This window comes from Vibrio genomosp. F10 str. 9ZD137, from assembly GCF_049974785.1.
GTDB lineage: Bacteria > Pseudomonadota > Gammaproteobacteria > Enterobacterales > Vibrionaceae > Vibrio.
Map to the genome: position 1 here is coordinate 1 of NZ_JBNGCJ010000173.1, position 12,558 is coordinate 12,558.

General features: G+C 43.4%; 10 protein-coding genes. 5 read left to right on the plus strand and 5 right to left on the minus strand.

The window, feature by feature from the left end:
* On the minus strand, positions 1 to 1,065 hold a 1,065-nt coding region (locus ACP45E_RS02240), incomplete at its 3' end, for a glycoside hydrolase family 32 protein (RefSeq protein ID WP_069584654.1).
* A 172-nt stretch (positions 1,066 to 1,237) separates the two neighbouring features.
* Positions 1,238 to 2,224 carry a LacI family DNA-binding transcriptional regulator gene (locus ACP45E_RS02245; RefSeq protein WP_017038437.1) on the minus strand — a complete coding sequence of 329 codons (987 nt, stop codon included), beginning with the start codon at positions 2,222 to 2,224 and terminating at the stop codon, positions 1,238 to 1,240.
* A 209-nt stretch (positions 2,225 to 2,433) separates the two neighbouring features.
* Here ACP45E_RS02245 and ACP45E_RS02250 point away from each other — a divergent pair, with 209 nt between their 5' ends.
* From ACP45E_RS02250 to ACP45E_RS02265, 4 genes are all read left to right on the plus strand, one after another.
* On the plus strand, positions 2,434 to 3,879 hold the full coding sequence (locus ACP45E_RS02250) for a sucrose-specific PTS transporter subunit IIBC (protein ID WP_017034555.1): 1,446 nt from the start codon (positions 2,434 to 2,436) through the stop codon (positions 3,877 to 3,879).
* A 130-nt stretch (positions 3,880 to 4,009) separates the two neighbouring features.
* On the plus strand, positions 4,010 to 4,945 hold the full coding sequence (locus tag ACP45E_RS02255; protein ID WP_017034556.1) for an aminoimidazole riboside kinase: 936 nt from the start codon (positions 4,010 to 4,012) through the stop codon (positions 4,943 to 4,945).
* 349 nt (positions 4,946 to 5,294) lie between these two features.
* The gene (locus tag ACP45E_RS02260; RefSeq protein ID WP_017038438.1) at positions 5,295 to 6,251 is read left to right on the plus strand and encodes a hypothetical protein; all 957 of its coding nucleotides are present in this window, start codon (positions 5,295 to 5,297) and stop codon (positions 6,249 to 6,251) included.
* A gap of 277 nt (positions 6,252 to 6,528) precedes the next feature.
* Positions 6,529 to 7,518, plus strand: a complete 990-nt coding sequence (locus ACP45E_RS02265) for a rhodanese-related sulfurtransferase (RefSeq protein WP_017038439.1) — start codon at positions 6,529 to 6,531, stop codon at positions 7,516 to 7,518.
* A gap of 202 nt (positions 7,519 to 7,720) precedes the next feature.
* On the opposite strand, the gene ACP45E_RS02270 is transcribed toward ACP45E_RS02265, so the two are convergent.
* Positions 7,721 to 8,332, minus strand: coding sequence for a YitT family protein (locus tag ACP45E_RS02270; protein ID WP_017034559.1), 612 nt, complete (start codon positions 8,330 to 8,332; stop codon positions 7,721 to 7,723).
* Between the two features lie 285 nt (positions 8,333 to 8,617).
* Between ACP45E_RS02270 and ACP45E_RS02275 the strand changes: the two genes are divergently transcribed.
* Positions 8,618 to 9,037 (plus strand): BLUF domain-containing protein, encoded by a 420-nt coding sequence (locus ACP45E_RS02275; RefSeq protein ID WP_017038440.1) that lies wholly within the window; start codon positions 8,618 to 8,620, stop codon positions 9,035 to 9,037.
* A gap of 82 nt (positions 9,038 to 9,119) precedes the next feature.
* Here ACP45E_RS02275 and ACP45E_RS02280 read toward each other — a convergent pair whose 3' ends face one another.
* Both ACP45E_RS02280 and ACP45E_RS02285 read right to left on the minus strand, forming a co-directional pair.
* Complete coding sequence (locus ACP45E_RS02280) at positions 9,120 to 11,603, minus strand: hybrid sensor histidine kinase/response regulator (protein WP_017038441.1); 2,484 nt, start codon at positions 11,601 to 11,603, stop codon at positions 9,120 to 9,122.
* A 96-nt stretch (positions 11,604 to 11,699) separates the two neighbouring features.
* Positions 11,700 to 12,558, minus strand: an 859-nt coding sequence (locus tag ACP45E_RS02285; protein WP_069584656.1) for a hypothetical protein, incomplete at its 5' end; no start/stop codon positions are given.

A 12,558-nucleotide genomic window follows, 5' to 3' on the forward strand; every position in this document is an offset into this window, starting at 1 on the left:
TCCATCTGGTGTCAGTAGTGTCTGTGGGGCATAAAAATCGAAGCCATGGTCTAACGCTTGAGCTTCGTCCAGAAAAAAGCCTTTTGTACTCTGATTGCTTGTTTTGGCTATTCGGTTATGATGAGGAGCATTGTGATAATCGCTCTCGGATTCAATGCCTTGGGGGCCAATGATCACCCATGACTGACCGCCAAGTTCAAACATGTCAGGGCATTCCCACATGTACCCAAAATCACCTAACTCATCGCCATACAACCGATCAAATTGCCAGTTACGTAAGTCTGTTGAGGTATAAGCGGCTAACCTACCCAGCCTATCTTGGCGCTGAGCACCCAGCAACATGAGCCATTGATCTTGCTCTTGGTCACGAAGCACTTTTGGATCTCTCATATGCTCTGTCACATTCGGAGCAGGCTTGTCTATCACTGGACCCTGCTTATTGAAATGAATGCCGTCAGTTGAAATGGCCAAGCATTGAGTCGTTTGCCTAATGCGCTCAGAACCAATGCGAGTGTTTCCTGTGTAATAAAGCCATAACTCATCTCCAACAGCGAGCGCATGCCCTGAAAATACACCATGTGAGTCAAACCAATCAGAAGGGGTCAATGCTACAGGTTGCCAAACCCAGTTAATTAAATCGGTGCTTGTGAGATGTGCCCAGTACTTGTCTTTGTGTGTGCAAGTAAAAGGCGACCACTGGTAAAAAAGGTGATACTGACCTTGATGATAAATGAAACCATTGGGATCATTCAGCAACCCTTGCGGAGGCGATATGTGCCAATCTGGGCGATGGGTACATGGGATCGGTTTTTGAACATCGCTCAATAAGCGCAATTGATTTTTTCGAATGTCTTCACCAATGCTCAGTAAAGCTTTAGATGACAACCTTGTTGGCAAACCATACGACACCTGCGTTTTACCCAAAACATCACTGCATGACAATTCTAACCCATCCAGTTCCAACCAATTTTTATTGTTGATTTCAAAAACAAGTTTTTCGCCATCCACTAGCACACGATTAAGGTTTCTTGTACCACCGCAACATTTTAAGATTGGCTCTAACATCGTCATCTCGCTTTGATTTTTATTGGGAACGTTTGCAATCGTAATCCATCAAAATAAAAATGACAAATGAAACTCGCTATATTGGACAAAATATTGAGGTGGTCAGACATTGAAACGACAAAAAAGCCCTCTAATTGAGAGGGCTAATCGCCATGCGTATTACAAACGATCACTAGCAAGTTTCACGCTCTACGAATTGAAACCCTAATACCAACTTGCTCATGATATTCTTCTTTCCTTCGATCAACTCCAGCAAGAGGCTGGCTGAACTTTCTCCTGCATAATCAAAAGTATAATTGAATGTCGACAGCCCAGGAACGGCTATTTTTGCCAGTTCATCATTACCCACACCTAATATTTTAATCTCTTTACCCACCGTTTTATTGTACTCTTGAATTGCTTTAATCGCGCCCAAAGCCATGCGATCGGTCGCCGCAAAAACGCCATCAACAGTAGAATGTTCATTTAACATACGGCGCATCTGCAGATAACCAGACTCGATGGAAAAGTCGCCATGATAATGGCACTCTACAGACATACCATCTCGCTCTAACGCTTGAGCTAACCCTTGAGAACGTAAGCCATCAACAGCAATATCATTATTATCTACACCAATAAACCCGACATGCTGGCAACCCGCTTTAATTAGCCGAGTCCCAGCTTCAAAGCCCACTCTCAAATCATCATGAATAACGCTGGGGATATTATGCAACGAACCATCTTGTCCCACTAAGACCACGGGGGCTCGCGATTGAGTAATCGCATTGACAATATCGTCATCCAAGTGAGTCGCATACAGCAAAATACCTTCCACTCGTTTCTGGTTAAACAGGTGAATAAACTCGACTTCTTTTCGATGCTCTCGCTGGCTATTAGCTAACAACACATGTTTATTACTGCGTTCAAAAACAGCGCTCAGTCCGTCAACCCCTTGTGCTGTGGCATTTGAAGCCATACGAGGCACGATAACTCCGACCAGGTTTGTTTTTTGCGACTTTAGATCTTTCGCTACCTGGTTAACGACATAACCACACTCCTGTACCGCTTTTTCTACTTTAATTTTTGTGGATTTCTTAACACCGTACTCATTATTAATAACTCTGGAAACCGTCGATTTAGAGACGCCTGCGAGTTTTGCTACATCATGCAAGCTAGCCATTCTCGTTCCTTTATTGGGATGGTTTGCGAAAAAATTGTCATAGAAAGAGCATATCACCGATAACACTCTCATAAAAAACGATCATATTAGAATTAACATGATCTTTTTCACACTATTGGTCTTAATGTTTTGACTATTTATCGAATTATCTCAATATTTAAATTGCAAACGTTCCCAAAAAAATTAAACCCTACAAACTGGAGCAGGATATGAACTACCCCGCTGTTGCTACAACATTGCTTTCCGCCTTAGGTGGTAAAGAAAATATACAAGCTCTTGCGCATTGTGCTACTCGCCTGCGTTTAGCACTGAAAGATGATTCACTGATTGATGAAAAGAAAATCGACGCATTAGAGGGAGTCAAAGGGCAATTTAAAGTTGCCGGTCAGTACCAGATTATTTTTGGTTCAGGCATCGTTAACCAAGTCTATGCTGAGATGGCAAAACTAACAAACATCACCGAAATGTCGACGAAGGATGTCGCCTCTGCAGGTGCTGATAAGCAAAATATTGTTCAACGCGCAGTAAAGGGTCTTTCTGATATTTTTGTCCCGATTATCCCAGCTATTGTCGCTGGCGGACTTTTAATGGGGGTATTTAATCTTTTAACCGCAAATGGCTTGTTCATTGAAGGACAATCTATTATTGATGCTAATCCTGGTTTAGCCGACCTTGCTGCCATGATTAATACCTTTGCAAACGCCCCTTTTGTGTACCTTCCCGTTTTATTAGCGTTTTCAGCATCGAAACAATTTGGTGGTAACCCGTATCTAGGCGCAGCCCTCGGTATGTTGATGGTTCACCCTGACTTATTAAACGGCTGGGGATTCGGCGGTGCATCGATAACTGGTGACATTCCTACTTGGAATATTCTAGGATTTGAAATTCAAAAAGTAGGTTATCAAGGGTCGGTATTACCCGTATTAGTTTCCGCCTTCATATTGGCAAAAGTAGAGCAAAATTTACGTAAAGTCATCCCATCCGTATTGGATAATTTATTAACCCCAATGCTGGCGATTTTCATTACCGGCGTGATCACCTTTACGCTCGTTGGGCCATTTACACGTGATTTAGGTTTCCTATTAGGTGACGGGCTGACTTGGTTATATGACTCAGCAGGCTTTGTTGGCGGCGCGTTATTCGGGTTTATTTACGCACCCTTTGTTATCACAGGAATGCACCATAGCTTCATTGCGATTGAAACCCAGCTGTTGACGAACATCATCGTAACAGGAGGCAGTTTTATATTCCCTATCGCTGCAATGTCAAATGTTGCCCAAGGCGCCTCAGCGCTCGCGGTGGGTCTGACAACAAAAGACAGCAAAATGAAAGGCGTTGCAATGCCCTCTGGCGTGACCGCTTTACTTGGTATTACCGAGCCAGCAATGTTTGGCGTCAACTTAAAATTGCGTTACCCGTTTATCGCGGCCATTGTCGGAGCTGCCGTAGCGAGTGCATTTATTAGCCTTTTCAAAGTAAAAGCGCAAGCACTTGGCGCTGCTGGACTTCCGGGCATTATCTCGATTACTCCAGATAAAGTCGGCGTCTATGTTGTTGGTATGGCGATATCGTTTGCCGTTGCATTCTCTATCACGATTTTACTTGGTAAGCGCTATCACGCTAAACAAAATAGATTGGCAGCAAAAACCGCTTAATCGATTATCTATCGGCTAACTGCCCTACTTAAAGACTCTGTGTTGCAGCCAAGCTTCACACAGTAACGAGTAGGGCTTTTGCACTTGGCACTTCACTTGAAAATTAGAAATACACTAAAAGGTAAAGAACATGGCTAAAGTATGGGTCACTGGAGACGCCGTTGTTGATCTCATTCCAGATGGAGATAATACCTATTTAAAATGCCCTGGTGGGGCCCCTGCGAATGTTGCGGTGGGTATTGCTCGACTCGGGGGAAACGCTGCTTTCATTGGTCGCGTGGGTTGTGATCCACTAGGTAAATTCATGAAACAGGTATTGACCAATGAAAAAGTGGATACCCAAAGCATGTTACTTGATGAAAAACATCGAACGTCGACCGTGCTCGTCGATCTCGATGATGATGGAGAACGCAGTTTTACCTTCATGGTTCTTCCCAGTGCAGACCAATTTTTAGAGCCCTCTGACATCCCTTCCTTCAATCGCGGGGAGTGGCTTCATGTTTGCTCTATTGCACTGGCTAATGAACCATCACGTTCAACCACCTTAAATGCCATGAAAGCGATAAAATCCGCAGGCGGTTATGTTTCATTCGACCCCAATTTGCGTGACGATGTATGGACGAACCGACATGAAATGAAACCGGTCGTTTTAGATGCAATCGCTTTGGCAGATGTTGCTAAATTTTCAGATGACGAGCTGTTCTATTTAACCGAAAAGAGCGATACCGAATCAGCCATTGACTGGCTAAAACATCATTACACCATCCCTTTGACCATCATTACCCAAGGAAAAGACGGCGCAATCATCATTTCGGACAACACTCGGCAATGGGTTAAAGGTCAACCTTTGGTTCCAATAGATACCACCGGCGCAGGAGATGCGTTTGTTGGCGGTTTGTTGGCTGGGCTTTCATCAACAGAAGATTGGCAACAATGGGATAACTTAGTCACTATCATTACTCAAGCCAATGCATGTGGAGCCTTAGCAACAACTGCGAAAGGTGCAATGACGGCCCTACCAACTGAAACGCAATTGCATGAATACCTAAAGTCTCCATCACTGTAACATGCCCTAGGCACTAGAGAATATTAGAGCCTCTGCTTTTGTACCGAAATGTGGAGCTTGAGATTAGAGTCTAAGTTTAAAGATTGAAACCTCTCACTGATACCTGGTGATAAAACACGAATCGTCACCAGGTTAAACAGTCGACAGTGCATCTCCCTCTTCTTGGGCGACCGTTTTCCGTCTCCTCTAGTTTAAACAATCATATATTAATTATTAGCAAGATCGATTTGCGCACTTGGAGGCATGCTCAACTTACTGATACTATCCCCTTTTACAAAATCTCACTTATTGGTTGTCTAGGTAGACTGATTCATTTTGCCCTAGCCCGCCAAAACCGTAGCTCAAAAATATGCCAATTGAACCACCACTTAATTCGTATTCTACCATCGATATTCCCTTCAACCTGCGTTACACCTGCTGGTTTTGTGGTGAGCCCTCTTCTGATTGCCTAAATTTCCCTAGCAACGCGCGATCTCGTCAATATGTAACCCACCCTTTACTGGCAATACCAGCGTGCAGTGAATGTCATTCTATTCGCTATCCTAACCATTTAACCTCAATTTGGGCATTACGTGCTCGTATCAAACAAGCGCTTATCTCGAAGTACACTAAGCATTTGGGGATTGGGGAAAACTGGACGGAACAAGAGCTCATTGATAGCGATTTCTCAGGGGCGATATTAGGTGGTTTTGGCCGAAGTGCCTGGGAAATGTATAACATCGCCAAACAGCGGGTCTCTTTCCAAGGGTGGCCAGTCTGCGTTGACGAACTTCCAATCGATTGTGATGACGATACAAGCTATTTCGAGTTTAATGGCACTCACTATTCCTCTCTCAGTGCATGCATCGACTATTTCGTGGAAGCGACAGGAATCGACAAAGAGCTGATCACTGAACTTGTTCAAATACTGACGCCTGAACGATTTGACTACGCGCTCCAAATAGCCAAGTTAAATAGACGCCCTTCCCATTCTCAACGCACCCAGATCATTGATGAGATTTACCAGCAGGAAGCAGAAAAACACGAAGTGGAGACTTTAGAACATCAAGAGCAAGACGCAATGGAAGAGGTTTCTGTGTCAGGCACCATCGCTCCTACGTTTGCGATAAGATGGGCCATTGAAAACGGTATAGATAACCTTTCTGATTTGTGTGAACAAGAAGACGCGTTCTTTGATGATTTTGAGCATTTAGGCGGTGTCACGGCGTTTGCATCGTACAATGGGTTGCAGTTATACCTAAAAGCCCGCGAAGACTCTGAATGGATTGCCAACAATGATCCTAATCAGCACCACTGGGATAGATAAGAGAACTCACTAAAGCTTCAAAACTAAAGCTTCTAAAATAAGCTTCTAAACCAAACTTCTTAAAAAGTGCCTAAACAAAGCCAATCCAGTCGGAGCATGTTGTTTGGCCCACTAACTCTTACAACAACTCTCACATTAACTCCCACAATGAAAAAGGTGAATATCCCTATTTTGTGTGGGTTTTTGTCTTAGCGATGCTTGGTTATACTTCGCGTGATTTTAATATGCCTAAAAGGCACGCACTGGATTTACGTTCCAGCTCGCAGAAGGAAAAACCATGTCTCACTATGTTGTATGCGCACTCTATAAGTTTGTCACGCTAGACGATTACCAAGAAATTCGCCAACCGCTCACCGAACTCCTTGAAGCCAATAAAATTAGAGGTACCTTGTTACTAGCAAGTGAAGGAATCAATGGCACAGTTGCGGGTAAACGTGAATCCATCAATGCATTACTTGAATGGTTCAAGCAAGATACTCGCTTAGCCGATGTTGTTTACAAAGAATCGTTTAACGAAGAGCAGCCTTTCAACCGCACAAAAGTAAAGCTGAAAAAAGAAATCGTCACCATGGGCATTGAAGGTATCGACCCTCTTAATGTGGTGGGTACGTACGTTAAACCGAGCGATTGGAATGCGCTTATTTCCGACCCTGATGTGTTACTCGTGGATACGCGTAACGACTACGAAGTCGACATTGGTACATTCAAAAATGCAGTAAACCCAAACACTGAAACATTCCGTGAATTCCCACAGTACGTTGCCGACAATTTGGACCCGGCTAAACACAAAAAAGTGGCCATGTTCTGTACCGGTGGAATTCGCTGCGAAAAATCAACCGCTTACATGAAAGAGCAAGGATTTGAAGAGGTTTACCACCTGGAAGGCGGCATTCTCAAGTATTTGGAAGATGTACCAGAAGAAGAAAGCCTATGGGAAGGTGACTGCTACGTGTTCGACGGGCGTGTAGCCGTTAATCATCAGCTAGAAAAAAGTGGTTACGATGTTTGTAACGCTTGTCGCTTACCCATCACTCATGAAGACAAAGAATCGGTGCATTTCGAAAAAGGCGTGAGCTGCCCTAAGTGCGTTGACAAACACAGTGATGAGCAAAAAGCACGCTTCCGTGAACGTGAAAAGCAAGTTCAATTATCTAACTTACGTGGCGAAACCCATGTTGGCGGAGAAGCTGCCCATTTGATTGAACAACGTAAAAAAGCAAAGCTGGCGTTAAAAGAACAGCAGCGCTCAGGGAAGAAAATACAGTAGAAGAAAACCACAGGGTGTAGTGGTTGCAAGGTTTGTGAAGACTCGCGTGTTAAGGTAAGGCTTTTGAGCACAAGGCTTGTAACGAAAAAAGGCTTACCCGAAAAAAGTGGTCTAGATTTTATCTAGACCACTTTTTTATCTTAAAAACGTTACCTTAAAGGCTTTACGTAAAAGTTTGACATCAAAGGCTTCACATCAAAAGCTAAGGCGTACTATTCACCACCGCCTGATAACGGCCAGGCTTATGATTCATCGCTAAAATCAAGTTCGTCGCAATAGCCCCTACGATTGAAAGCAATATCAGCTCCACATTCACAATAAACAGCGACATCACCACAATCGAGCAATCAAGCCCCATTTGAACCTTACCCGCTCGAATACCAAAACGCTCTTGCAAGTAGAGCGCGAGGATATTGAAACCACCTAAGCTCATTTTATGTCGGAAAATGACGAGCATGCCCATTCCAATCAGTCCACCGCCCAGCAGAGCAGCGTACAACGGCTGAATATGAGCGATTTGAATCACATGGTACAAGTGATCAACAGCAAACGAGACAATACTCACCGCAACAAATGTATTAATAGAAAAACGCCAGCCCATTCGCGTCACCGACAAAATATAAAACGGCAGATTGAGAACGAAAAAAACTTGGCCAAAAGAGTAATCCGAGATCTTGGTGATAAAAATAGACAGCCCAGCCGTGCCACCTGTCAATAAACCGACCTGATTAAAAAATATCACCCCGAGTGACACAAGCGCACTGCCCAGAATCAACGCTAAGAGATTCTCGCGAAGAGAATGTTCATTATCCATGTTTGAATGTCCTTATTAATATCACTGAAATTACTCACTTCGCCAGTTCAGTCATAAGCTCTGGCTTTTAAGGACGCTAAGATCGCTTCAATTGCACAAAATGTCGATAAGGACTAATAAATTCGATGTGAAGCGGGTGTTAAAAAATCTATACAGCGCGTTACTTTTATCAACCAAACCGTCAATACAATCGGCAATGAATGGTATAAACCCGTTGGACTTACTCGCATTTCCCATACCATCGCTTATATTTAATAGAGATATGTGTAAAACAGAGAATGTTCTATGATTTTATGCCGATTAATTTACGTTAGTACCATTTCTGATCATTGCGACTCTGCAGATATGGACAATATTCTTAATACGTCGCGCCGAAACAATCAATCAAGCCACCTCACTGGGCTGCTTAGTTTCAACAAAAAGTACTTTTTGCAATGCTTAGAAGGATCCAGAGAGGAAGTAAACAAGACTTACCGTCGGATTCAAAAAGACAATAGGCATAGCAATGTAACGATTATTTACTACAAAGAAGTCAATTGTAGAGAGTTTGGAGACTGGTCGATGGGCCATGTACCGCCTTCATACCTATCAGCGCTTCTAACACTGCAATTTTCAAGTACTGATGAGTTTAACCCTTATCAAATGTCAGGCGAAAGTGCATACCTACTTCTACTCGAGCTAAAACAGGATCTTCCCTCTGTTTGATTGATGGTGGGCACACTCAAACCTAGCTTCACTGACTCGGCTAACGGACTTGCTCGGCTAACCTATTCAGGTCATCTACTATTCAGCTAACTTTCGATGAGCTGTTTGGTATGCGATTGGCCTTCATCCAGTGATGAAGAGCTTCATCTAACTTCTGCAAGCCTATTGGTTTAGTCAGAACCTCTACGCAGCCAGCGGCCATCATTTCTAATCTGGTTTCTTCAAATACATCCGCTGTACAACCGAATACCACAGGTTCTTTATCCAGCTTCAGATTTTTAATCAACGTGGTCGATTCGATGCCATCCATGACCGGCATGTGGTTGTCCATAAAGATACAATCAAAGTGACCTGCCTGGGTTTTCTCAACCGCTATCTGACCATTTTCCGCGGTATCGTATTCAAATCCTCGTAACTCAAGCAACTTAGAGAGCAAGATGGTATTTACTCTATTGTCTTCAACAATGAGTACCGTTAAACCACTGCCAGTGAACATTGGGGTCTCGGCCATGTAGACATGCCCTTGGCTCTGCACCAGCGTAACCGGTAAGTCGACACTAAACCGACTGCCTATACCTAATTCACTGTCAACATGGATATGGCCTCCCATCTCGTGGGCAATTTCTTTACATATCGCTAGCCCAAGGCCTGTACCGCCAAAGTTGCGAGTGCTATTACTGTCCGCTTGAACAAAAGCTTCAAACACGTCACCCAGTTTGTCTTTTGCAATACCAATACCCGTATCCGTTACTGCAATCGACAAGGTTTTATTGTTTACCCCATTATCGACAATCTTCAGCTCGAATTTGATGTCTCCTTTTAACGTGAATTTATACGCATTCCCCAGCAAGTTTTGCAATATCTGAACAATGCGCTTTTCATCACTGCAAACCATGATCTCATCACTATGGCTAGGCGTCTGTTGAACGAAGTTCAACCCTTTCTCGCGACAAAGAGGTTCATACATATGGATAACTTTATCCACTGCACTCATCAATGAAAAGTTGTGGGACGATATATCGAGTTTTCCCGCTTCAGTTTTGGAGTAATCAAGAATATCGTTAAGGACGGAGATCATGTGTGAGCCAGACTGTAAAAGAGTATCAACATGTCCTTGTTGAGTAACCGACAGCTGGGTCGATTTTAACAACTCGCCCATTCCTAACACACCATTCATTGGCGTTCGTAACTCGTGGCTCATGGCCGCTAAAAATTGAGACTTAGCGATATTCGCCGCTTCCGCTTCCAACACTTTTTGTCTAAGTGACGTTTCTAAATTAACCCGTTGTGTTACGTCTCTCTCAACCCCCATAAAGCTTTCTAACTCTCCTGCTTTGTTGTAAAGAGGTGTTAAGGCGACTTCAACCCAGTACAATTTTCCTTGCTTGGTGTAATTAATAACTTCGAAAAAAGCAGACTCGCGATTCTGGATCGCCTTTCGAATCTTCAGGGTCGTTTCTCTGTCGGTGCCTTCACCTTGCAGCAACTCTCCTGGTCGTCTTCCAACTGCCTCTTCAAACCCATAACCTGTCATTTTCTCAAACGCATTATTCACCCAAGTGATCTTGGTCTCTGTGTCCGTGAAAATAACAGCATCTCGCATATGCTTCGCCACCCTAGCGAGGAGCGCCGATTCTTCTTCTTTACGTTTCAATGCTTCTGAATAAACGATCAATTCTTGCTCAGAACGATACAACTGCTGATAAGGGGAAACCAGAACTCGGCGACCAAGAAGAAACAACGCAGAAAACGCTACCGTGGTGGCGACCAACAAACCGACAAGCAAACTGTTAAACAGTGACTGTTGTGCATGGATAAAAAGTGAAGGAGACAAAGCGAAAGAGACAGAGAGCGCTTTTTCTGGGATCACAGAAGTTTGGACTTCCCAACCTGCGGGAGCGATCATTTTCCAACCTAACCGATCTTGGGTTATGCCAACCCAATAGCTACCATCATCACTCAGCCCTAAATTCAGCCTGTTTTCATCGACGGTTGAAATATAAACACCTAACCCCTCAGCAAGCCCATTATAAAGAATAGGCGCAGATATCATTATGTAGCGAACGCTATTTTTCTTGAAAAAAGAATAGGATACGGAAGTCAGTAAACTTTCATCACTCACGCCAGATTGAATATAATTGACCACATTTTCCGGTAATATCGATTCGCTATAGATTTCATTACCGATGAAATCATAGACACTAAAATAACTGCTTACCTCTGTGACTTTGAGTTTAGCGATTTGATCTTCAAACGCTATTTTATCCGCCACACCTTGTAATGTGGAAGCTCGAACGAGCGGGTGCTCCACCATTTTTATTAGGGTCTGTTGATGGGAATTGAGGAACTCCTTGGTGTAATTCTCAATCGTAGAGAATCGCCCCGCGTTACTTTCATCTACAATTAAGCGTGCGGTATCTTCTGCCTGCTTCTGGACAAAAAACAAGCTTACTATTGAAAACACGCAAGCACCCAACAAGATAAAAGCCGAAAAGAGGTGCATACCATTTTTCTTGTCGAACCCAAACGTGTTTTTATCCACTCTATTCTTTTTACGCTCAATCATAGGCGTCTCGTTTTACTCCAACATTCCATTGCAACATCATTACGGCGTGTTGTTCTTTCGCGGTTAAATTTTGTTCGAAAAATCAACATACCCAAGTCAGTGAATTATTTTCACCGCATTATTTTCATCGTATTTAGCCATGCACAAATCATCAGGCCCTAACGCCTCATGCGCATCGAGGTCTTGCGAGCTAAAGACTCTAAACGGTTGGTGGTATTGTTTAATCAAACCTTGGATGGGGGCTGTCAATGACTCCAGCGATGCCTTTAGCTTCCTTTGATTCAATTTAGCATCGTGGGTTAAACCCGTATTGTCTGCCGCATGAAGGAAAATCTTCGCCAAATCATAACTGTGCACGAAGCCTGCCGGCGCAGCGATATTGCGTGTGGCATAATCGTCGGGATACAAAGCCTGAGCTCGTTTGAAGACATCTTGCTGAAAATCGTTATTCTGTTGGCTATAAAAATTGAAACAAGATTGAATGAAATGCAGTTGAGCATTGTCTCTGATTTCAAGGGATACTTTTTGCGCGAAATCTCCTCCGGTAATTCCCCAATGGCTATAAACCGGCATGTGCAATTTAAGGTCACTCACCCCCTGAACAATCAACCGACCTTCCCTAGAGTTACTGACTAATAATAAACAATCGGCATTCGCGTCGATGGATTCTCGAATTTTGATTCTTGCGTCAATATCAGAAATCCCCCAATTAAACCAAGTGACTTGCACTTTGGCTTTCAGTTCTTCAGGCAATGCTGATTTCATGGCTTCATAATTTGATTTTCCCCATGCTGTATTCTCTAGTATAAGTTGAGGTTGCTGACATTGATTGGCTAACGCATGTTTCACCAAAATACGGCCAACCTTTGAGTCATCAACCGATAGGCGAAAAACAAAATTGTTTTCAGAAGATGGATAGCGAGTAATTGGCGCACCGGCAGCCCAAGGAACGAGC

What these genes read in the sequence shown, in the direction of transcription:
- ACP45E_RS02245 (WP_017038437.1), bottom strand. Translation starts at nt 2,224, where the DNA reads ATGGCTAGCTTGCATGATGTAGCAAAACTCGCAGGCGTCTCTAAATCG.
- ACP45E_RS02250 (WP_017034555.1), top strand. Translation starts at nt 2,434, where the DNA reads ATGAACTACCCCGCTGTTGCTACAACATTGCTTTCCGCCTTAGGTGGT.
- ACP45E_RS02255 (WP_017034556.1), top strand. Translation starts at nt 4,010, where the DNA reads ATGGCTAAAGTATGGGTCACTGGAGACGCCGTTGTTGATCTCATTCCA.
- ACP45E_RS02260 (WP_017038438.1), top strand. Translation starts at nt 5,295, where the DNA reads ATGCCAATTGAACCACCACTTAATTCGTATTCTACCATCGATATTCCC.
- ACP45E_RS02265 (WP_017038439.1), top strand. Translation starts at nt 6,529, where the DNA reads ATGTCTCACTATGTTGTATGCGCACTCTATAAGTTTGTCACGCTAGAC.
- ACP45E_RS02270 (WP_017034559.1), bottom strand. Translation starts at nt 8,332, where the DNA reads ATGGATAATGAACATTCTCTTCGCGAGAATCTCTTAGCGTTGATTCTG.
- ACP45E_RS02275 (WP_017038440.1), top strand. Translation starts at nt 8,618, where the DNA reads ATGATTTTATGCCGATTAATTTACGTTAGTACCATTTCTGATCATTGC.
- ACP45E_RS02280 (WP_017038441.1), bottom strand. Translation starts at nt 11,603, where the DNA reads ATGATTGAGCGTAAAAAGAATAGAGTGGATAAAAACACGTTTGGGTTC.